This window comes from Bartonella sp. EBT8, from assembly GCF_055796165.1.
This window is the reverse complement of the sequence record NZ_JBTTDJ010000005.1, coordinates 1-22072: the sequence shown is the minus strand read 5'-3', so window position 1 is coordinate 22072 and position 22072 is coordinate 1. Positions and strand designations below refer to the sequence as shown.

The 22072-nt window shown below is 42.2% G+C and carries 26 protein-coding genes; 1 reads left to right on the top strand and 25 read right to left on the bottom strand.

The window, feature by feature from the left end; all coding sequences use genetic code 11:
• Positions 1–44: 44 nt before the first annotated feature.
• The 20 genes from AC0QT4_RS04820 to AC0QT4_RS04725 form a co-directional block, all read right to left on the bottom strand.
• Entirely contained in the window at positions 45–263 is a 219-nt protein-coding gene (locus AC0QT4_RS04820; protein ID WP_473200587.1) for a hypothetical protein, read from the bottom strand.
• Positions 256–462, bottom strand: coding sequence for a hypothetical protein (locus AC0QT4_RS04815; protein WP_473200586.1), 207 nt, complete (start codon positions 460–462; stop codon positions 256–258). The genes AC0QT4_RS04820 and AC0QT4_RS04815 overlap by 8 nt, the downstream gene beginning before the upstream one ends.
• On the bottom strand, positions 395–622 hold the full coding sequence (locus tag AC0QT4_RS04810) for a hypothetical protein (RefSeq protein ID WP_473200585.1): 228 nt from the start codon (positions 620–622) through the stop codon (positions 395–397). Before AC0QT4_RS04810 ends, AC0QT4_RS04815 begins: the two co-directional genes overlap by 68 nt.
• Positions 619–1284 carry a lysozyme gene (locus tag AC0QT4_RS04805; RefSeq protein ID WP_473200584.1) on the bottom strand — a complete coding sequence of 222 codons (666 nt, stop codon included), beginning with the start codon at positions 1282–1284 and terminating at the stop codon, positions 619–621. Before AC0QT4_RS04805 ends, AC0QT4_RS04810 begins: the two co-directional genes overlap by 4 nt.
• Positions 1285–1298: 14 nt before the next feature.
• Positions 1299–3095 (bottom strand): glycine-rich domain-containing protein, encoded by a 1797-nt coding sequence (locus AC0QT4_RS04800; protein WP_473200583.1) that lies wholly within the window; start codon positions 3093–3095, stop codon positions 1299–1301.
• Positions 3096–3116: 21 nt separating this feature from the next.
• Positions 3117–3371 (bottom strand): hypothetical protein, encoded by a 255-nt coding sequence (locus AC0QT4_RS04795; RefSeq protein ID WP_473200582.1) that lies wholly within the window; start codon positions 3369–3371, stop codon positions 3117–3119.
• A gap of 9 nt (positions 3372–3380) precedes the next feature.
• Positions 3381–4361: a phage tail protein gene (locus AC0QT4_RS04790; RefSeq protein ID WP_473200581.1), complete on the bottom strand. Its 981-nt coding sequence runs from the start codon at positions 4359–4361 to the stop codon at positions 3381–3383.
• Positions 4354–5337: a transglycosylase SLT domain-containing protein gene (locus AC0QT4_RS04785; RefSeq protein ID WP_473200580.1), complete on the bottom strand. Its 984-nt coding sequence runs from the start codon at positions 5335–5337 to the stop codon at positions 4354–4356. Before AC0QT4_RS04785 ends, AC0QT4_RS04790 begins: the two co-directional genes overlap by 8 nt.
• On the bottom strand, positions 5337–7535 hold the full coding sequence (locus tag AC0QT4_RS04780) for a hypothetical protein (RefSeq protein ID WP_473200579.1): 2199 nt from the start codon (positions 7533–7535) through the stop codon (positions 5337–5339). Before AC0QT4_RS04780 ends, AC0QT4_RS04785 begins: the two co-directional genes overlap by 1 nt.
• Entirely contained in the window at positions 7528–9363 is a 1836-nt protein-coding gene (locus AC0QT4_RS04775; RefSeq protein ID WP_473200578.1) for a hypothetical protein, read from the bottom strand. Before AC0QT4_RS04775 ends, AC0QT4_RS04780 begins: the two co-directional genes overlap by 8 nt.
• Positions 9363–10418: a tail fiber domain-containing protein gene (locus AC0QT4_RS04770; protein ID WP_473200577.1), complete on the bottom strand. Its 1056-nt coding sequence runs from the start codon at positions 10416–10418 to the stop codon at positions 9363–9365. The genes AC0QT4_RS04775 and AC0QT4_RS04770 overlap by 1 nt, the downstream gene beginning before the upstream one ends.
• Position 10419: 1 nt before the next feature.
• Entirely contained in the window at positions 10420–10806 is a 387-nt protein-coding gene (locus tag AC0QT4_RS04765; RefSeq protein WP_473200665.1) for a hypothetical protein, read from the bottom strand.
• A 41-nt stretch (positions 10807–10847) separates the two neighbouring features.
• Entirely contained in the window at positions 10848–12305 is a 1458-nt protein-coding gene (locus AC0QT4_RS04760; RefSeq protein WP_473200576.1) for a hypothetical protein, read from the bottom strand.
• A complete protein-coding gene (locus AC0QT4_RS04755) occupies positions 12305–13003 on the bottom strand; it encodes a hypothetical protein (protein ID WP_473200575.1) in 699 nt (232 codons plus the stop codon). The genes AC0QT4_RS04760 and AC0QT4_RS04755 overlap by 1 nt, the downstream gene beginning before the upstream one ends.
• A gap of 69 nt (positions 13004–13072) precedes the next feature.
• Positions 13073–13507 carry a hypothetical protein gene (locus tag AC0QT4_RS04750; RefSeq protein WP_473200574.1) on the bottom strand — a complete coding sequence of 145 codons (435 nt, stop codon included), beginning with the start codon at positions 13505–13507 and terminating at the stop codon, positions 13073–13075.
• Positions 13508–13537: 30 nt separating this feature from the next.
• Positions 13538–14683, bottom strand: a complete 1146-nt coding sequence (locus tag AC0QT4_RS04745; protein WP_473200573.1) for a N4-gp56 family major capsid protein — start codon at positions 14681–14683, stop codon at positions 13538–13540.
• A 95-nt stretch (positions 14684–14778) separates the two neighbouring features.
• On the bottom strand, positions 14779–15690 hold the full coding sequence (locus AC0QT4_RS04740) for a hypothetical protein (protein ID WP_473200572.1): 912 nt from the start codon (positions 15688–15690) through the stop codon (positions 14779–14781).
• Positions 15691–15701: 11 nt separating this feature from the next.
• Positions 15702–17756 carry a portal protein gene (locus AC0QT4_RS04735; RefSeq protein ID WP_473200571.1) on the bottom strand — a complete coding sequence of 685 codons (2055 nt, stop codon included), beginning with the start codon at positions 17754–17756 and terminating at the stop codon, positions 15702–15704.
• Positions 17741–19066 (bottom strand): phage terminase large subunit, encoded by a 1326-nt coding sequence (locus tag AC0QT4_RS04730; RefSeq protein ID WP_473200570.1) that lies wholly within the window; start codon positions 19064–19066, stop codon positions 17741–17743. The genes AC0QT4_RS04735 and AC0QT4_RS04730 overlap by 16 nt, the downstream gene beginning before the upstream one ends.
• Entirely contained in the window at positions 19047–19361 is a 315-nt protein-coding gene (locus tag AC0QT4_RS04725; protein ID WP_473200569.1) for a hypothetical protein, read from the bottom strand. The genes AC0QT4_RS04730 and AC0QT4_RS04725 overlap by 20 nt, the downstream gene beginning before the upstream one ends.
• 299 nt (positions 19362–19660) lie before the next feature.
• Between AC0QT4_RS04725 and AC0QT4_RS04720 the strand changes: the two genes are divergently transcribed.
• Positions 19661–20248, top strand: coding sequence for a hypothetical protein (locus tag AC0QT4_RS04720; protein WP_473200568.1), 588 nt, complete (start codon positions 19661–19663; stop codon positions 20246–20248).
• Between the two features lie 56 nt (positions 20249–20304).
• Here the strand turns inward: AC0QT4_RS04720 and relB are convergent, their stop codons facing one another.
• The 5 genes from relB to AC0QT4_RS04695 all read right to left on the bottom strand — a co-directional run.
• Positions 20305–20541, bottom strand: a complete 237-nt coding sequence (gene relB / locus AC0QT4_RS04715; RefSeq protein ID WP_473200567.1) for a type II toxin-antitoxin system RelB family antitoxin — start codon at positions 20539–20541, stop codon at positions 20305–20307.
• A gap of 132 nt (positions 20542–20673) precedes the next feature.
• The gene (locus AC0QT4_RS04710) at positions 20674–21000 is read right to left on the bottom strand and encodes a type II toxin-antitoxin system PemK/MazF family toxin (protein ID WP_473200566.1); all 327 of its coding nucleotides are present in this window, start codon (positions 20998–21000) and stop codon (positions 20674–20676) included.
• Positions 20997–21254 (bottom strand): AbrB/MazE/SpoVT family DNA-binding domain-containing protein, encoded by a 258-nt coding sequence (locus AC0QT4_RS04705; RefSeq protein WP_473200565.1) that lies wholly within the window; start codon positions 21252–21254, stop codon positions 20997–20999. Before AC0QT4_RS04705 ends, AC0QT4_RS04710 begins: the two co-directional genes overlap by 4 nt.
• 38 nt (positions 21255–21292) lie before the next feature.
• Complete coding sequence (locus AC0QT4_RS04700; RefSeq protein WP_473200564.1) at positions 21293–21805, bottom strand: hypothetical protein; 513 nt, start codon at positions 21803–21805, stop codon at positions 21293–21295.
• A 53-nt stretch (positions 21806–21858) separates the two neighbouring features.
• Positions 21859–22072, bottom strand: a 214-nt coding sequence (locus AC0QT4_RS04695; RefSeq protein ID WP_473200563.1) for a single stranded DNA-binding domain-containing protein, incomplete at its 5' end; no start/stop codon positions are given.

Here is a 22072-nt window from a genome sequence, read left to right as displayed (position 1 = left end):
AACATATCCCTTCCCACTTCAAAAGTGGGGAGGGAATAAATCTTTTAGTTTTTCGAAAACCACTGTTTTAAATGTGCAAAGACATTGTCTATCGCATCCATAAGTCGGGCAAAGTCAAGGAGAAGTAAAAAGAGAAAAAAGGCTATCCACTTCATCAAGCGAGACATCATTTTTACACTTTGATAGGTGATGATCATTTCTTGAAGCATTTCTTTTTCTGCTTCTGTGAGTTCCGCGTGCTTTTCAGTTTTTTTTCTAGCCATGTTTCCACCCACACAGGTACTCTCCTTGCTTGTTATGCTTTAAGATTTCTCTTGCTAAGTTTGAACTGATGGCATGCAAATCTTGGCTTTCCAAATATATCGGCAACCACCCCACACAAGAAGAAGCAACTTTATTTGTCGCGCAACCAGTGAGAGAGAGCAGTACGAACATCAGCATCACTTTTTTGATTAATTTCATTTTCTACCTCAAGCCGTGTTGTTGCACTCTTTAAAATCTTCTCTGTTTGCTTTTGCTGTTCAGTCTTTTTGCCAAGAACAAAAGCTTTTGCTACAATCATAAAAAAAGCGGCTAAAACCGCACCTGTTAGCATTAGATTTCTTTTCATCCATAAAATCAAAAGCGTTGCTCCTGAAAGCGTTTGGCGACAAAAACAATCCCTGCACAGGCGGCTAAGACCATCATGGTTGCTAATGCCCATTGGATGGGACCATTTCCTGCTAACAAGCCGCCAAGCCCTGAGAAAGAACCAATGATGGGAGCAAGCGCTTCTGCTTTGAAAATCCCTGTTGGCTGTTTAGTTTCCACCGGTTGATAATTTGAGGAAACATGAGCGCCTTTTGCCCATAAACCTGCTTCTGCTGCACGCCGGTGCACGAGACCTTGAAGACGCTTACCGCCTGCTTTAGTCCATTTTTGTAATTCAGAGGGCACCGCTTCATAATCACCCCGATTAAGCTTTTTTAGCAATGTAGAGTTTTGGAAAGCTATCACACCTATATTATAACAAAAAGAAACAAGAGCGCCGAACTGTTCGTCGCTTAGATTCACACAAACCGCCCTTTCTACTGCCGTCTCATATTGCCGCAAATCTGCTAAAAGTATGGTTTCAGCTTTTTTTTCTGTAATCACCATCCCTTCCACAACTGTTGGTTGACCAGCTTTTTGCGTATGACCATAGCCAATTGTCCACACACCAGAGACATCTTGATAAGCCTTTAAGCGTAAACCTTCCCATTGTTTTAAATAGTATAGACAATCTTTACTGATTTTTCGTGCCATTGTTTCATTCCATCCTATAAATATACCTTAATGAGTATTGCGCCATTTCCACCATCGCCACCAATTTTATCACCGCCAGGTTTTCCATCGAAATATCCACCGCCGCCGCCGCCAGCTCCGCGACCACCACGACCACCTCTACCACCTTTGTAACTCTCACCACCTTGCCCCATGATAGAGCCATTACCTTGTCCACCGCCGCCGCCGCCGCCACCAAGAAAAGAGCTTCCACCAGTACCAGCTCTCTTGCCGTCTATTCCACTCCCACCACCATTACCACCCGAAAAAATAAAGCTCTCGCCACTGTTACCATCTCTATTTGCTCCTCCATCCCCGCCCTTTCCTCCAAAGTTAACTAAAATCATAGAGACGGAATATCCTCCTTCTGCAGTAAGAAGCCCTTTGATAACTGTTCTTCCACCATTGCACAAAATGTTGCTGTCATTGCCTTTGCCACCAAGACCAATGTAAGCTTTTTTCGATTGCTTAATATCAGTCCCTTTGACTTTTACATGCACACATTGACCGCCACCGCCGCCGCCATTCTTAACGCCACCCCCACCCCCACCCCAAGCCCATATTTCAAGTTCAGTGTCATCAGTGATCCCTTCGGGCCAAGGAATATCTCCACTTTCTGTCATGAGGATTTCGATAGGTTTGCATCCACCACCATTACTATTGCTTTTTGAACTATTGGCTTTAATCGAAGCAAGCAAGTCGACAGGTGAGATAAGTGCATCTATTGTTTTGGTGCCATCAATCCAGTCTTGTTTTGCAAGAGGTTGAATGAGATCAACTCGTTTCTGTACACTATATGCTGTATCTTGCGCTTTATTGGCTATCGTTTGTGCTGTGGTAGCAAGAGCTTTTGCATCCGTAGCATTTGTTTTTGCAACCTTAGCTATATCGAATGCATTTTCTGCTGTCTCTTTCGCTTTACCTGCAACACTAAAACAATCTTGAACTGTATTTTGTACTTTATCTGCTGTTTTTTGTGCTAAACTTGCTACAGATTGTGCATCTTTCGCTGTACTTAATGCGACACCGGCAACGTCCTTTGCCTCTCTTGCTGTCTTAAGCCCCTGTTGGGCACTTTCCTTTGCGTTTTGTGCCTTGTCTTCAATTTCATCAATTTTTGCAACCTGTGCACGCTCTTGAGATGTGAAAATCAGATGGTTTTCTCCCTCTCTCATATTCTCCATATCAAAAGCATCTTTTGCTATTTTGTTCGGATCATAGACTGCCTTTGACATACCAAGAGATTTTGATAAGGAAAAATAATTGATGGTATTTTTCAATTCTATGGGAGAGATAGGATAACGAACGCTTTCGTCGCCCATATGCCACTTTTCTATTGTTGGTCTGTCAACACTCAACCACTGCAACTTTAACCTTTCTTCTGGGGTCAAAATCTTTTTGGAAGTCCCCTCATGCATATTTTCCATAGAAAATGCATTTGCCCTCACATTGTCGGGGTCATAGAGAGCAGCTTTCATATCACCAATTCCTAAAGGTGACATTTTTATCCAGCCAGCACCTGATAACAGAGTATTCTCACTCGCTATTCCACTTGCTTTAATATCATTAACAGTGACTTTATCTTTGTAAGCAAGGGCTCCAATATCTCTCTTTGCAACAGCATCATCAGCTTTTTTTCCTTGAGCCGCGGTTGCAAAATATTCTACCTCATAAGCAGCAGCACTGCCTACTGAAACAGGTGCAAGAGCTTTACTGTTTAAAATACCTTCTTTGACTTCTTCTTTTGTTGCTGGTTCCAAGGCAAATTGATGTGTGTGATAGGGAATCGGCATCGCATTTTATTCCTTAATAAGCTATTTTTTAGGGTGTAGGAGAGACAAAGACTGCAATTGCAATTCATCAATGATCTTTTGCATGGTCTCTATGCGTTTATCTGTCGCTTCTTGATATTTTTCCAAAATGCTTAAAAGATCACGCTGAACATCATTTTTGACAAGATCAAGAATCTTATTCAATGGCGCATGAACCATCCTATTGCTTGCATAAAAAAGGACGCGGATTTGCTCCGCGTCCGCAATATCATCAATAGCAGACGGATTATTGATCATATGAAAACCTTATGTCTTTATGGCATAAACAACTGTTGCATTAATAGGACGCGTTTCTGCTTCACCTGTTGAAGAAATGATTACCTTGTGCGTATGCGCACCAGCTGAACTTGTTGTTCCCTTAAACGACGTAGGGTCATAAATTGGATTTCTTCTGCCTATCCTATCAGCAAATCTTCCAAATCCATCATAGGTATATGAATGACTGTGCTCTCCTGCCTCTTCAATAGTGCAGGCATGTGTATGCGCTTTAATGCTATCTTGCTGTAGGACAGCAAATTTTCTACTTCTGTCTAAACCACGACCATCATCAAAACCTCGTAAAAACATTCCCCTAAAGTCTGGAACTCTAAAGGTTGTCTCACTGCTTTTCCCCCATTGATCACCGATAGCATTGAACAATTGTGGATAATCCTTCCGCTCATAAGTAGCGCCATCGCATAAAAGCCAACCACTTGGTACTTTTTGCATAGCAAAACTTGCAATAAACCCACAAGGAAAGGTTTCTATTTTCGGTGGTGGAATGGGGGTAGGATTTAAAAGGTACCAACCATCAAGATCTTTTGTTGAGGAACCATCATTATAGACGATTTCATAAATACCACCCCTTTGTAATTCACCCCCTTCTAAAGGCACTATCCCCATGTTGGTGACTTTATAGAGTGTTTTTGCTCCTAGGTTATTAATGTTTATTGTTGACGTGCCAACATTCATTCCACGCGCTTTAAAGCGGATCATAATATCGTTTTTGTATTTCGCTATGGATGAAACTGTCGTTAACGTGATTAATGTTGTTTTTTCTTTGACATTCACTATAAACTTTGAGTCAAGAGAACCACCATTATCGGCAAGATATTCCCGTACACGCTGCATCATGACACGGGCACTATCATTGACAGAACTAGGCGGCTGTCCTTCTGCCCAATTAATAAGACTATCTGAATTGGCATTTTTATCAGCTGCCAGTGACCAGTCATAAATATCAGACATAATAAGCCCCCGTTCTTCTTAATAACTCTTCGCGCAATTGCTTTTCTTTTTGTCGCCCATAAGAACCAATAGACTGTTGTCTAGACGGATCAATCAGGGGTGTTAAATCTACAGGGCGTGCATTCGATTGTGAGAAACCCGCTGTGATTGGTTGTTGTAACATTTGTTGCTGAGCCAGCTGCATTTGTTGATTTTGTTTTTCTCCACTCTCTCTCATTAAATGAAGCAATCCAGCCACACCCTTTTTCAGAGAACCAACATCAAAGCTTTGTGCTTGCAATGGTGTGCTTTCCATAATCTGTTCTGTTAAGTTCTCTCTACTTTCAGGTGCCATCATTCTGTTTGAGAATGACCTGTGATATGCCATTAATTGGTTGTCTCCTTGATCATCTTGATTCCCTTGCATTGTCTTTTGAAGCCTCTCAAACCCACGCAATGGAACCATCTCGTTTGGAGCTTCTTGCCTATTGCTTTGGCTTTGTTGTATCGGTCTCTTCAAAGCATCTTCCGTTTTGTTGTACAGTTGATAAATATGATTCATAAAATCCTCTGCTGTAGCTTCGCTGTGACCACCATTGAGTGTCACTGCCTGTTGCCCCAATAATTGTCTCGCTAGCACATGTGGATTTTTGATAAGTTTTACAGCCCCTGCTGGTCCTTGTTGATGTGCAAGATAAAGCTCTGCCTCTGATGGCTCTCTGCCTAACGCTGTTTGCAGATAACGCGTATTGTCCTTTGTCAATCGCGCCATAGCATCGGTTGCTTGAAAGGGATCAAATTTGTCATTCAATTGATATTGTTTCGCTGTTGAATCTAAAAACTGATAGAGCCCCCCTGCACTACTGTTTTTATTTCTTGCATTGGGGTTACCATTACTTTCTATGAGTGCGACACGTGCAAGAAAGCTTTCCGGCAAACCATATTTTTGTGCTGCCTGTGAGAGTGCATGCTTCACATGGGGATGAAAATTGATCATTAGTTTATAACCATTCTATCAACACTGCTATTCAAAAGAATTCCAAGAAAATTAATGAATTTTGTGTGATCTTCTCGTGTTATTAAGCGTTTTTTTTCTGCTTCATGAAACTTCTTAATTAATTCAACAGCTTTTTCCCTTGCCAACCCAAACTCTCCTTTTTCCCGTGCTGTTATGAGAGCCGCAATATCTCTTTCAGTCCTTTTATGGACTCTTAACAGTTTGCGTATCCATTGCCCTGTGAGAAGTTTCATTCCTGCCTTGGTTGGAGTAAGGCTCCCTATATTTGCAACTTGTTGTGCTGCTTTTTCTCCTACTTCCCCCATATGGTTTGGCAATCGTGCAAAGAGCCTTGACCTCTCTACTTCTGGACGCAATATTTTCATAAGTTGCTTGGCTTTATCCTCACCAAAAATATGCTGTAATTTTTCTTGACCATTTTTTGTGTCAAACAAACTCAAAAGATTGTGTTCAAAATTTTGTGCATTACCTGCCGCATGCTCTACTTGCCACCGTATCCCTTTTTGAAACGCATCTTTTTCCATCAACCCCAAATTCGAAAGTTGACTGTTGATTGTCTCAAGATCAACACTCTTCTTCAGTGCTTGTTTTCCTTGCTCTAAAGCGTCACCAATTGTGCGTTCGTCATAATAAATTTTCCGTGCTTTAGCATAATCTGGAGATGACGTATCCAAAACATCCAGAATACGTTGTTTAAAATCCGTTAAATCTCGAGCATATCCCCATTTCCCTTTGATACGAGCAGAATTAATTTGATCATCCAAAACCTCTTTCATCTTATGCAAAATCCGCATATTCAGCTTTGGATATCCATTATTCCCTATAACTGTTGCATCCACTTCATTTGGCATTTGTGCAATTGCTTTTTTGTATGCTTTTTGAAAGGCGGGGTTTTTTTGCAAGCGCGATAAATCTTCACTTACAACATTTGAAATAGGAGCAGCTTTCGCCCTCTCATAAAACGGTTCAGACTTTTTCAGCGCTTGATTGATAATCTCTTGCTTTAAATCGAGCGTATCGACTTTGGAACCCATCACTTTTGTCAACGCATCCTTTACCCGCATAGCACTCGCATCTTGCCTTTCATTCAAGCGATTACTTATGAGCGAATATGTATCATGATCTTTTTTTGCTGCCTCAAAAGCTCTTGCAGTAAGCCCATCATGAAGATCAATAATCATTGAATCAGGACCACGCTGTTTTAATGCCCTCTCAAGCTTATCAACACCTTCATCCCCTAAAGTACGGCTTATATCCCTCAATGCTCTGTTGCTTATTTTAAATGCCTCTTTTTCTGGCATTTGCGCTGCTTTTGCTGCCATTTCCGCTGGACTTATAGGTCCTCTCAATGCTGCTTTAAGTGATTTTGTAACAAAAGGTGTCACTTTTGATACACCATGGGCAACAAGCGGTGTTGCAACGCCTAACGCTGCACCAAATCCAGCAGACACGAGAGTATCCGCCAACCCCTCTCCCTCACCACTGCCTGCTATCCCACCATAAATGGCTCCAGCTTTTGCTGCCCGCATCAAACTAAACTTTGCCGCTTCCTTTTTTGCTGCTGCTTTCATTGCGGCTTCACCGGCTGCTTTTGCCGCTGCCCGCTCAGCCCCTCCTGCTAAAGCAGATTGCACCGCCCTTTCTCCTGCTGCTAAGGCTTTACTGGTTAGTTGTGCTCCTGCAACACCCGCTCTGCCCCCCAAAACAACATCAGCACCAATCGCAGCACGAGCAGCAGTCGCTCCTGCCGCAGGTGGAAAGAGCACAGAAGCAATTACGGGTGCTGCCGCACCCGCTACATTCCCAAAAAGAGATGCATCAAAATGATCTCGGTTCGCCGCTCTTTGATAATCCCGCCATCGTTTTGTCACTTCATTATATTTTTTGACTGCCTCATCTGTTCCATTCCACAACCCCTCCCAAAATGCTGATGCCAACCCTGCAGCTTCATCATCATAGCCTAGGGTTAGCCCATGAAGAGCTCCCCATCCAAAAGCACCCAGAGCACTTGGATGAGGACCATCTTCTTCTATTGCACTATTATTTCCTGTAGAACCACTTAGTCTTTCCTTATTCTTCGAGAAAAGTTCTTGAAGCTGTTCTGGTGTATAGTCGCTTATATGCCCAATGACTCTTGTATTTTTACGATGAATAAGAGGGGGGATTAACTCAGCCATTGATTTGTTTCTCCTTAATAAATCCATCACGATCAATAAACAGCGCGCCTTCTGGCAATACTTCTAGCTGTTTTTCTAGTGGATCATCTGTCTGAGCATTATTTTCCTTATAAGCATCTTTTCCATAGGCTGCTCGAACGAGTTCGCGTGTTGCCTCTGCACCACCAAAAAGAATTGCGCGCGTTGCTGCATTGGATTTATTGAACGTATCAATAACGGTTTTTAAAGATTTCTTCATTTGCTCTTCAGAAAGATTTTGATACAGCGCTGCTACAGAGTTTTGCAATGCTTGCAATTCCATATTAGACAAGTTTCCAAATCCAGATGCCCCATTTGGTGAAAATGCTTTTGCTTTTCTCAAGGCATCAAGCCCGATACTCGCCTTCAATGAATCAAGCATATGCCCGAAATCTTTTGCCCTAGAATTAGGAATGAACGACATTATAGGACCAGTGAAACCAACAACATGCGGATGTTTCTCAACAATTTCTAGCAATTCTTTAGAGGCTGAGAGTATACGATTTGACCTTTCTGCTGTTTCCAGAATTTGCATTTGCAATTGCTGTTCTTTACGCTCCTCATCCTTCTGTTCTTGGATTAATTTATGTTCTGCACCACTGCCTGTAATGGGCATCGCACGTATGCCACCAGGTGCGTTTTCATCTTTAACAAACATATAACCAGCTTCAGGCTTTGACAGTGTGCTTCCAGCATCACCCCAAAGTCCAGAAGAAGAAGAACGTTGCCCTCCTTGGATAGGCATAATTTTTCCCGTATTTGTCGAAATTTGGAAAGCCATATCCTCAGGCAATCCCTGCTCTGCTTTTTCTGCTGCTGTTAGTGTTCGATAGCCTTCTTGCGGGCTTAATGTGCTGCCAATGACTTTCATAGCAAGATCAGGATATTGTATGAGGGCTTGTGCGTCTTGATCACTATATCCTTTTGAGCGTAAAAACTCAAAAATAGGTCTATTTTGGGCGCGTACATTATTGCCCTGCCGCATAACAATCGCCGCATTTGAAAAGCTTTCTTGCGGTGTTTTTCCTGATGCTAACCCTGCAAAAAAATCCATTAAATGCTCAGAAAATTCTGATTTTCTAAAACGCTCCCATAAGCCGCTTGGATTTGCATCTTTATAGAGAAAATTCCCAACAGCATTTACATAATCCGTTGCCTGTTCGGGTTTAGCCTTTGCTGTTAAATGTTCTTCTTCTGGTACAGTCGGAGAAGAAACTGCCTCTTGATTAACAGGATTACTTTTCAGCGGATTTTCTGGATTTTCTGGTAAAGATCTGTTGTTGATCTGTGTAATGTAATCCATGGCGCCTTTCTGCTGTGCCCGTGCTTCATCCTCACTTACTTTATCAATGTTCGCAACAAATGGCGACTGTGGGACCATTGATGCAACACCTCCCTGTTCTGAGAAGTCATGTTTTTGTTGCTCTGGTGTCTCTTGTATCCGAATAGGATCTTTGGAAGCATCTGGCAATGAAGGCATTTGACGTTTTAAGTCATCCGTAGACATAATCAATTCTGCTGGCGTTTTTTTTCTAGCTTCTTCTTCCCCCCCATGAGCACCACGAATAAGTTCCGTAAGATTCAATTTTTGTGGATGATCAGTGCCATCGCTAGCATCAAAAGGGTCTGTACTAAAAGCAGCGCGTTCTAAAAAACTTGGCTTATATCGTCCTGCAAACGGCGTATTTGAAGGTTCAGAAAGCTGCTCCAACGCATACTTTGGAAATTGAAGCATCCCTTGATACAGCAAGGGGCGCAAAAATTTTGGATTCAATAACTTTGATAGAAAATTTGTGTTTTCTTGTTCCATCACTGCACCCTTTCCATCTCAAAGCCAAGCTTGCTATAATCAACATGCAATAAGCCCGTATCAGGGTGCACAAAAACAGCTTCAGGGTTTGACTTCAAAACATCCTGTGCCATCACACCAAGGTAGCGCTCAGGATACCCCTTGTAGTTATATTCATAGAGTGTGTGTCCATTTCTCAGTCCAACTTGCACGATATTTTCTTTTGCTCTTCTATCGCTAAGCCCTGCAAAAGTACCAAGTATGGTTCCAACATTCCCAACAATTTGCCAAGGATTAGATCTTGGTGGCGGAGTAAATGTTGTCCTTTGTCCGGTCTGCATTCCATAATTTCCAGCAGAAGCTGCACCAGCGGCAAGCAATTTACTCAACTGGTCCCAATCAAGATTATTCTTCTGCTCCCATTTTTGCCGCTCTTCATCTAATTGCTGTTGATGATTGGCATCAAGCAAACTCCCTCCTGCCAATGCATTCATATTTGCCTGACCTTGTCCTTGAAAAAAGTTATTGGCGCCAGCCAACTGATTTTGGTTTGCTTGGTCAATAAGACTATTGGCATTCATCATGTTGTTGACATCTTGGTTATATTGCTGTGACAAAGCTTGTGTTGCTATGCCCCCCAATTCGTTAGCAAGAACACCGCTATGGGCACCTGAACCATAACGCCCCGCTCCCGCTAGGGAACTGTTAATAGAGCTTGTCGCTTTATTTAATGCGTTTTGAAGTGCTTCATTAAAGTAAGGATTATTGCCTATTTGCTGCCCTGAAGCCATATTTTTTAAGTTTTGGCTTGTTGCATTTTGCCCTGTTGCTAACCCATTTAAGTAATTGTTCTCATAATTATGCGTATTATTGGTAAGTCCATTCATCGCATTCTTTGTTTGATCACTTAACCCCGCAACACGCTGCCCCTCATAAACCGCTTTTCCACTGCCTTGATTATAAAAAGTCATGGCATCTTTTGCTGCACGTTCAAAAATACCTTTTGCCCATTCAGGGGGTGCATTTGTTTGTGTCGTGTTTTGAGTATTCTGGATTGGTTTAGAACTTTTTCCCATCTTAAAGCTGCTTTCTATATTCTAAAAGATTAACGTCGTATCCATGTGATTTAAGAGATTTTTCCCACCCACGCCGTCGTCCTATAATGATAAGCTCTTTCGCTCCCTTTTCTCTATAATAGGCTTCAATTTGAGTAATAAGCTTTGTTAAGGGCGCCCCTCCCTTTCCACCAAGGGTAACAATAACCGCCCTCAGCGTTCCAGTGACGAGTTCCTGTAACTGTGTCGTAACATGCGCCATAAAATTTTCATGCGCATCAACGATAATCCAAAGAAGTTTTTCTCCCTGCAAAATATCGTTTAAAAGGGTCTGTGTATTATAATCATCAGGGAATTTTTTATTAAAATAAGCGATTGATTTTATCACACTTTCCAAATAGGGCGCCATTTGTTCAGCGCTCCATTTTTCTGTATTATAGATTTTAAAACTCATCTTATACCCGCGGGTTTAAGTGTCACATCAAAGCCTGTTATATGTGTCCATGGCGTGCCTTCTGGTATTCTCAGACGCAAGGCGTGATAACGCGCTCGTGAGCGAATATTATACATGCCATTGTTATAGCCCGCGTAACGCTCTCTAGCCCAATTTAATTGGTTTTTATTGTCAATGATAAAAGCTGCCCCAACACTTAAAAAGCCATTTGTTGTATCAGCTTGAACAAACGCTTCACTCATCAGGTTGATTTGCCGCCCCGTATCCCCTACAGTTTGTGAAGCAATAATGGCTTCCATCGGAGGACCTGCAAAAAAACCAAATCTGTTGTCTGGAGTAAAGGCTCCCAAAACAGGCGCGCCATTTTGCCACATTTTACTATCAAAAGAAGCTGGTAAACTCTCAAGCTGCTTTTTGACTTCGTCTAAACCCTCTAGTGTATAACCAGCTGCAAAGAGAGGAAACAAGAGAAGGTTTTGCCCTTTAATAACACTCCATATTTGCAAGAGCCAATCATAAACATAAATATGAATCCCCTCCGTATTGTCATTGATAGAAAAATAAACACGAGAATAGACCGGATCAATACATGCTCTCATCTCATCAATGGCAAAATTATTGTAAAGTGTGAAGATGGTTTTATCGACTTTACCAAAACCTATGGGAAACATTTCACCAACACTGTTGATCTGATAAAAACCATCATCAGATGCAAAGAAAGTATAATCTCCACGACTTGCAATTGCTGTACTGCTTTTCGCACCTATTTTGTCTTTTATTTTTGTAAAACTGAAAATAATTTTAGACCCAGGAACAAAGGTTGCCTGATAAATAGCCGAACGCATAAAAATAAGTGGATTGGTAGATTCCGTAGACCCTTGAACATATTCACCATCAGGAAAATCTTGATAATCGCAACTTTTTTCACCAACTGTCCAGTGTGTTGCATCATTCAAACCGGACCACTGAACACGGTTTGGCTTATCTGTTAGTTTCATCAAGCAAACAAAATCACCCCACACATGCACAAGCCCAGCACGTGGAGGATTCCCGCCTAAATCACAAAATCTTTCACTCGCTTTCAACGAAAGCATTTGTGGTGGATCATTGCTATTAACGGCAATGATATGATCCCCAAAGGAAGCAAAAGACCAAAGTGCAGTCTCATTCGCGTGATATTGTGCCCCAACTTTACTGATATCTTTCCAGCCGCGCGTGCTGTTATCATATTCGTAAAGCTTTGTTGGTGCCCCCACAATGATGCGCACACCACTCAATGAGCGCACAGCATAGACTCCTAAAATGATATCCGGAAAAGGATCTGAAACCGGCGCAACCATGGGAAATGGAATATAAGAGTTTGGTGCAGGCAAAACATTGACGATCTCATGGGAATAACCGCTGTTAATAAATGCGGTATCTGGTCTATATTCAGCAATCGGGATAAAAGTCATCAGAAATCCGTGTATTGAATTTTTAACAGATTTTTGCGCCGCGAAGTCTCAACTCTTAAGGCATCTACCTGCTCTTGAAACATAGCAAAAGCCGCCGCTGCCATCTGTGGTTCTTTAATAATATTCGTATAAAGTTCATATTTTGCGCGGGTTTTGATCAATTCATAGGCTTCACAAAACCATATTGAAGCTTCTTGTGCATTCTCAATGTCTTTTATTCTTACAGGATCAAGAATAAGCCTGATAGAATAAACTCGGTCTGGTGTTGGAGACAAGACAAGCTTTTGTTCAAAATAAGCATAGCGCGTAGGCATGCCATACTGAGAGTTATCCTCAAGACTTTCAATGAACAGTGCGTCCTCATGTAAAAGCTTTGATTTGCTGTGATTATCCTCATAAATATAAGCATCAACAATGCGAACAGCTCCTTTTATAGAGGAATGTGCCTCAGCACCATAACGGCTTTTACCCTTTAGAGTGCTGAAAACAATTTCACGGCTTTCATTGAAATAAAAAGGCAATCGTTCACAAAAGCGAATTGCCGAAAATATCGCCCTTTGTACTTGATCAACATATTCATTGGTTTGATCATCTATTTCATCTTGAATATCATTGGTCATCTGGATAAAACTTTTATCCCAAGGGACAATGGTCTGTTTTTCGACAATCGGACCACTTGTTTGTACTATTATTGTCATCAGAGCCTCTTCCAAACGCCATAAAACGTCTTATGAAGGGGGACGTAAGAAACAAACGCCCCCTTGTTTTTAACGATTGGTGTAAAACTCAACAATCACCTCAGCATCACCTTTGGTGCTCTTTTTATCCCGTGTCATGTAAATCCTGTTTTCAACCTCTAACGGAACATTTCGCACAGGTAAGGAGAGTTTAAGTTCTTCCACACCAGCAGCAAGTCTTGCAGTGCCATAGTCGCTACCATTAGGCTCTTTCCCCAACTTGGCTGTTGCACCGCCAAAATCGCTTAGCGTATAAACCGTAATACTCTTGAGAAAAGCATCTCTCGGCAAAATGCCAATTTGCGTTGTTAACCCGCTATCTGTATATTTAACGCGCGCCCGCAAAAAGCTTATCTGCTGCGTAGAGCTGTTGCATCCTTGCAAAATAAGCGGCATTCCCTCATCAGTCATTGTTATCGTTCCAGCATCAACAGATGGTCGCACGATTGGCTGTTGTTCTTCCATAGCTTAATCCTCTTCTATAAGGGTGATTTGTTAGCTTGCTTCAGCAAAAGATGGGATGACGATAGTACCAAAATCCTGTCCCCCTTGGTCTGAATGAGGCAAGGTATAACGTGACTTTTTCATGCCGATAATGGTCTTTGCAGCCAAACCAAATTCACGTTGATAATCAAACAATTCCTCAACCAGTTTATAACGCGTCGCACTCTTTTCCCCATTTCCTCCTGTAGCACCATTGCCAATGCGTCCATAAGCCATGATAATGCTTTGTGCACCAAGAAGCACGGCACGGCGAACAGAAGCAACAGGTTCTTGCGTTTTTGAATGAACACCATTGGGGACATGTTCTGATTCACGCAAAATAACGCCGTTATACATCCCCAAAGAGCCATCATAAATTGGGTTCTTAGACCTCGAACCATCATAAGCTGCCTTGGTAATGTCTAACCATTGACCACTCTTGGTATTGGTACGCAATTGAGTTACCTGTATTGGATGGAGATACATCACATAAGCCGATTTCCCATCGACACGAACAGGACGCAAACGTGGATTAGCAAGTTTAGCGCGTTCAACAGCTTGATCTATAAGATCTAATGTAAAAACATCCTCTTTTGTAAGCTCTTCATCCGTCTTTTTCTTATTCGGGCGAATAATACGCAATTTGCTTGGTTCTGATGGGGCATTAAAACCATAATGCACTGGTTTAATTGTCAAAGTACGTCCTTCAAATTGAATCCATGGTGCTGTATAGCCTGCTGCCTGAATAAAAAACATCAAACTTAAACGATCTGCATACCAATCAACCAATCCATCTTTTGCTTCGGTACGCAAATTAAAGGGAACACGTTGTTGATCAATAGAGCCTTCATATTTAATACGTACAGCATGTGTAAGTTCATTGATGCGTACCGTTTCATTCATAAATTGAAGTGCTTCTTCATTGCCTTCCAGCGTTTGTCCCTCACTAACACCATCCCCCATAAGTTGGACGCGTAATCCACTTGTAACGGAGTCACCCGCGGATTTTCCTAGCACATCCAAAACTTGGATAATGCTATTTTTATTTTCCCCCATCAGCGGAGCAATGGGCAACGCTTTTGAGGTCTCTGTGTTTAGCATCTTAGCCCAAACGCCAACGGCTAATGGGTCATTGAGCTTTACTTGTGTTACTGCCATTTCGAATAATGCCTTTCTTTAAAAAAAATCGCCTTGCGGCATAACCAAACAACAACAATCACTTGGTTATCTCTGTCGCGCTATCGCGCACGTCTTCACGCTCTGCTCATAATTTGTTCAAATTTTTTGGGATTCTTCTCAACCCATGCAGAAAACTCAGCTTCTGGCATAGAAAAAAGCGTTCTCACATCCATTCCACCTGTTGGAACTTGTCCGCCGCGCGCTGTGAGTGTCCGTGCTGCTTGAGAGCGCTCTTGAAAGGCTCCCACTTCGTCCTTAACTGGCACTCCACTATACCCAAAAGCTTTCGCTTTTTGCACGAGCACCTCTATTGGGTTTATACCAGCTTTTTGACATTGTTGACATATTTGGCGCAATTCAGCACCAATTTGCTGCTGCCGCACGACAGGGTCTTTCCATTGTGGATAGAGCTCCGCTTGCGCTTGAAGGATATTGTCCGCTCTTTCATAGAGATAATCAGTGATATTGTCTAAATCTGGATATTTGTCTTGAACTTGCGCTTTGGCTTCCTCGAAATAATCCCCTAACTGCTGCCGCTCATATTCCTCTTGACTCAAGCGCTCTTGGCTCTCTCTCATCTGAGAAAACTCATCAAGCAATCTCTGTTGTTCTTGTACCTTATGACTAAGCCATGCAATGTGTGCTTTAGGGTCATCTTCTAAGGTGGGAACATTTTCATCGTTCTGTCTTGCAATTTCTTCTTGCATTGCAGCATATTTCTGCGCAAATTCAATCGCCAATTCACGCGCTTCAGCAGCGCTTTGTTCTGCCTTTTGGCGTGCTTGCCGCTCTTGCTCTATCCCATGAGAATTTGGTTGTTCCTGAAGTGGTTCTACGGGTGGCTGTTTGGAATGTTCCTCTCCCTCAAAAACTTCCTCAACTTGCTCAGGCTCGACCAATTCAATAGGATTATCACTGATAAAATGATCATTGGCAAAATGTTCATCATAGATTGCTTGTTCTTCAGGAGTAAACTCTTCTTCCATCTTTTGTTCCTTCAATGTGTTATTATATTTTTTGTCAAAACCCGATAGTGCTCCAACTGCGCCTGTAAAGCTTTGCGTTCTAAATCACGCTGCGCTATCTCATTTTTTGCCTGTTGCAACTCAAGCTGCATTCGCGCCTGTTCTTGCTTTAAGAAAAGTTCAATATTCTTCTGCTGCAACACCGTTTGCTTTTGCTGCGCATCGAGTTGATAGAGCGTGCTCTTTGCTTGTGCTTCCTGCTGCAAAATAGCAAGCTTTGCCTGTTGCTCAGGCGTTAATTGGGCACCTTGGCTTTGTTGCATCATCTGCTGTTGCTGTTGTTCTTGTTGTGCCTGCTGTGCTTTTGCCGTTAAACTTGCCACAAGCGTTGCCGGTAATGGTGAAAGCTTCAAAAGATCTGGAATCATATCCGGTGTTAAGAAACCACCAAGCAATGGCAACATCTGTGTAATTGCCGCAAAAGTTTTTTCTTTTTCATTGGGGCTTGTTGGTGAATCATCAACAATAATGTCATATTCAAGAGTCGTAACAGCTTCACGGGTCAACGGCACATACTGCGCATTTTCTGATCCAGAAATACGCACCAAACGCCCATCAGAGAGATAATTCTGAATCAGATAAAGAATAATCTTTCCCTGTCTACACCGATAAAGCTTGAGATTATCAAAGAGCCCTGCAAGCAAATTAAGTGTCGATTGCCGGCGTGTATTTTCCAGCACATTTGCTTGGTTAATCTCCCGTGTACCGATAAATTCCGCCGATAACCCTGTTACATGGGTGATTGCCTCACGTGATTCATTGAACAATTGAAAAAATCCACTAGGGAATTGTGCACTTGGCTTTGGTTGAATTTTTCCACTCGTAAGAGCCCCCTTTTCTAACCACGTAATCGTATCTGTTCTTGCCCAACTTTCTAACGCTTGACGCTCATCATCAAAAGCACCTCGTTCTGCCATCAACCCGCCCTTAGATTGGCTATTGAGAATATGCATCACTTGGCTAAAATATTTATTCGACCATTTTTGCGGGTCCTTTGCGGGGCGAACAATCCCATAAAACTGATTTTTAAGCTTATCCAGTGTCCCTGTAATACATTCCCATCCAAGCTGCCCATCAGGCGCCAATGGTCTATCAGGCTGGCTTAAAAGACGACGTCCCAGAAAAGCACGTCTGACCACTTTTTTATTAAAACGCGCACCTTGTAACTGCGGCATCACCCTTTGCAACTCTTCAAACTCTTGTTTGCTATAGTTGCGCATCTGCCCCGTTTGAAGATCAGGCGCCTTGTAAGTGGTCTCATACTCAAACCAACGACATTCAACCAATGTCACATACCGTTTTCCATAACACGGTTCTGATAGAGAAGCCGCATGAGAGTCATCATGATATGCATCAAGCGATCCATGATACTCCTCAGAAGCGGTTGTCCTATCGATAGCCCAATCGGCGTTAAGATCTTCAACAGCCACATCAGGAAAAAGGCTTTTCGCATCCTCAATAGATTTACGATCAACATACCACATGCGCTGTGCATCAACCAGATTTGGTCGTACAGCATTGGCATCCCAAACCATTTTCAATGGGTCTAAACGCCTAACAGTAGGAACCCCTTCAGGATTTGTATCATAATCAAGTCTCGTATCTGTCCAGCCCATGCCGCAAATAACCATATCCTGAAAAGCATCAGAATCCGCATATTCGGCTTCCGCCTCATCCCGAAACCATTCTGCCACTCCAGTAAGCAATTCATTTGGTATGGCTGCCCCCACTTGCCGTGGTTGAAATTGCACTTCGCGCTTGTTATTACGCTCTGCACCAACAATTGCATTTACAAGCGGCGCAATGCGATTAAAAGTCATCACAGGGCGGCGTTGCGTTTTCAAAACAGCAAGGTCTTCTTCTGCCCATTGGCGACCATTATAAAAATCAAAATCTTCACGCGCCTGTTCACGCCATTCATTGACATGCTCAATATCTTCTACATACCAAGATTTTAAGCGCTTATAGAGCTCATATTCATCAAGAATTACTGTTTTTTGAACGTCCTGATCTAGAATGCCATCCATGATGCCGTTTCTCTTTCCATTGTGCGATAACGCTCTTGCTTGGGTTTAATGCGAGGCGCTTCATAGACAATGCACATCAAGCCAAAGGCATCAGCCCCATGGCTTGCCCAATCATGCTCAGCGCCCAAACCAATATTGCGCTTCTCATCCCATTTCTCATGATACCAATTCAGCGCTTTACGACCCGCTACCGTCGTCTCTTCATTGAACCATACTGACGGTAAGATCCGCCGCACTGCCTCAATCCTTATTTTGACAGCCCCTGCTCCCTGATTGGGAATAACCTGCGTTTCAAAACCCGCATCATTCAAGGCGCTTTCAAAACTCACATTGTGCACACGGTCTCTGGTCGCACCATCATGGGGTAAAACCATCAAGGCTTTCTCATACCCATTTTGACGCAACCAGCCTATATGCTCGAATAAGGGCTGCCCCTGTGCTTCATAATAATCAAGCACCCTGATCTCACGACCGACAAACTGGGCTATCCAGATCGCCGTTGCATCAGCCTTGGCTCCCGTGCCCCCAATATCCCAAAAGGCTCGTATTTGCATTAAAGGATCACGAGAAACACGTCCAATCCGCCCCTCCTGCTCGGCTGCTAACATCTCTTTTTGATAGTAAGCACCCTGAACGGCTTTGAGATAATCCCCTTCCCAAATATGTTTATAGCTCTCGGGACGGTTCCTCAGATCATCCAAACGCGCTTCATTCAAAATCTTTGGAAACTTCGGATTATCTGACCAGTTAATCTCAACACGCTTAATCGCCTCATTATCAGAAAAGCGAAACCGCTTCTCAACCGGCGCATTCTCACGCAACGGGTTCCACGTAACCCATAATTCTGCTCGCCAGCCCTCTCCCTCTTCCCGTAAAGTTGGTATCAGTGTTTGCCAAGCCGTTTCAGTAACCGGCTCTGCCTCATCAACCCAACAGAGCAAAATACGCCCCATCGACTTAATGCTTGCTATATTACGGTCTAGACCTGAAAACTGAAAGGCGATACGACCATCACAAGATTTAATCGAAGATTCCCCAACCTTGTAATAGTCCTTTAAGAAATCATGATCTTCAATAGCCCGTTTGATCTCCTCCAAAGAACTCTCTGCGAGCGAATTCTGGAACTGACGCGCACAAAGAATTGTCCCTGATATCCCTCCCATACCAAATTGATAGCCCTTTAAAGCTGCCATTAAGGCAAATGATCTTGTCTTGCCAGACCCTCTTCCTCCCCAAGCCGCACGCACTGCTGCCGTGCCTGAAAAGATCGGTATCAGCTTTGGTACTATCTTAATCTGTCTTATCGTCATCGATTAAAGGGGCAATCTCAACACGCCCTATGATCTTTACTGCTCCGCCATCCTCACCAGTCACCTGTAAAGGCAACACCTTGCCAAGCAATGCCAAATAAGCAGCGGGGCATTTGATTGCCTGCTTTTCGAGGTAAGAGATCAAACCATCATCACCATATTTTTTACCAGCACGCTCTGCTGCTTTAAGCACTGCCTCTTTCAGAATACGTGTCGTTTTATTAGGCACGCCTTTTACCCGCCCCTGACCAGCCTTTGGGGGCGTTCTTTTTGCAAGTTTCTCAGTAGTGTTCATGAGAATTTCTTTTTGTGAAAAGGATAACAAAAAACCCCGCAAATGCAGGGCTCTGAACAATCATATAATAATTCTTAAGAGAAGTTATATCTCCTTCACTGTAATTTTAGACGCAACTCGACCAACTACAGCAGCGCCATTAAATACAACTTTCGACACATTGTCAACAAAAAAATCACGATATTGTGTATTTTTTTATTTTTTATCTAAATCTAGTGTCCTCAATAACCAACAATTCATAATTGTATCATCTAATCGAATCAATTATAAGACCGAAAATTGCTAGAAAGGGGGGAGCTATGGAACCAATACCAATGTATTTAGGCGCAATAGCAGCAATCATTGAAATGCTATCTAAGCCAGGTCCTCGAGGCCTTCGAGCTTTGATAGTGATATTAATTATTTCTATTTTCTCGATTATCTTTTCAAGATATAAGTGGGTTATACGCTTCTTCTCCGAAACAGATGATACCCCTGATCCCATACTTATACTGGTATCTATAGCTATAATATATACAGGACTACTTCTTTATAGCTTTCCATACGAAGGGATAGTCGTACTTATCGGTATACTGCCCATTCTCTTCTTTTGGTTCCTCTGGCATATAGGATTGGAAGAGCTAACTTTACTCATAATAGGACTCTCTATCCTTCATTTTTTTAAAGTCTCAACAAACACTTTATTAATGATAATAATTTTCTTTGTTTATCTATATAAGCTTCTAATATCAAGAGAATATAAAAAACTATGTCATACTCATAATAACCTAGTTAATTCCTATAATTTAGCGATAAAAGACCGTGACAAAGCAATTAGAGAACGGAATGAATTAAAAGCTAAGCAAAAGAGATTCGATAATTTAAACTACTCAGATGATTACTTTTAAATCTACATAGCTGTATGCTTTTGTAAAAATGTCTGTCCAACCTTTGTCTTAGTTTTTTAACACTTGGTCACATCCAAGCCAAGCTCTTTCCTTACCTCTTCAGAGCTATAAAAAGGTGCTTCTCCTCTTCGAATACGTTCTCTCACTTGTGAGGCTAAATAATAATCCTCTGCTTCCTCTATTCCACGTTCAATAATCTCACGCAAATAAAAAGACTTCGTACGTCCTGTCTTAGCCGCTAAATTATTCAAACGTGTTTCAAGATCACTTGGCAACCGAATAGATATTGTCATAACGCAATCCTCATCTTTGTATTCACTGTAATACAAATACAACGTATTGTACAAAAAAATCTGCAGCACAACTGATCATATGTTTTGTCAATTTATGTCTGATTTGAAAGACTGAATCTCATACGTAATTGGTTAACTAAAGATCGTAATGACCTTCGCCAATACCTCATCCATAATAGCTGTTGGCAAGCTTTCTACTTTACGCCCATTGCGCACCACCAAATCGAGAACACGGGGTTGATCGCAACGAATGACACCCCTTGTTCTTGTACCCATAAGTGGCACCGCAAATCCAATACGGCGTACAAAATTTCCACCGCTTGTGATCGGTAAAATAACGGGTAAACCTGTTGCTTGATTAAAGTCATCAGGAGAAACAATGACGACAGGACGATACCCACGCTGTTCTCGTCCTTGGATTGGTTCCAAATCGACCATATAGACATCACCACGCCTCATATAAGCTCGCCCCCAACAGCAGAGGCATCAACCCACTCACGGTCTTCAGGTGACTGTGGCTGCGAATAATCGGAAGCAGCTAATAACTCAGCCATCGTGTAGCGCGGCTGCACTGATGGTTCAACAACAAGACGACCATTATCAATAGCCAAACCAACTTCAGCATTTTCAGTCAAGTGAAGAACATCAAGCAATGCAGGCGGGATAGAAAGCATCACTGATCCCCCAACTTTACGTAATTTTGTTGTATGCATAAAACGCCCTCTCAAATATTATATAGAAATATAACACTCTAAAGACTGCTCTTCAATGATCTGTTATGTTTTTGTGTAAAATATTTCTGTAGCGCATTAAGAACAATACGCAATGAACTCACAAGATGTGGTAATACTTGATCATCTATAACAAGATATTGTATTGCCGCATGAAGATTAAGCTGTCGATTGAAAGCTTGTGCTTCTTTTACCACTTCTTGCATGTTTAAAAACTGTTCGGTTGCAAATTCAACCCATTTCTCTCTTGCCTTATCATCACAAGAAGATGGCATCTCATCATACACTGCCCTCGGCAATCCTTTTGCACATAGATAGTCATTTCTTATCTGTAGATATCTTTGCGCGGCATCATACTGATCTTGAGTAAGCACGCCTTGCAAACAAAGCCGCCCTATATAGGTACCAGCAAGTGGATTTTTTGCATCTTCTATGGACAAACCAAAGCGTTTAGCACGCATTTCTATTGCCAATTGATCAACAGGATCTTGACGTACTCTCACCCGTGAAATGTAAGCATCTTTCTCTCTCATACATCCCCTCATCTGTAGGAGCCCACACTTTTTCTTTTATCACATTTCTTCAATCAAAATGGCATACTGTCATGAAGAGCTATACCATAATCACTAGCACCTGAAGCAACAGCATAATCCCGTGATAATGTATGAGAGTTTGGAGAAAGCTCATCACTGTCATGATTTTCTTTTTTTCCATCTAAGAGAAATAATTGACCTTTAAACTGAGGTAAAACAATTTCTGTCGTATAACGATCATGACCGTTTTTGTCTTGCCATTTACGG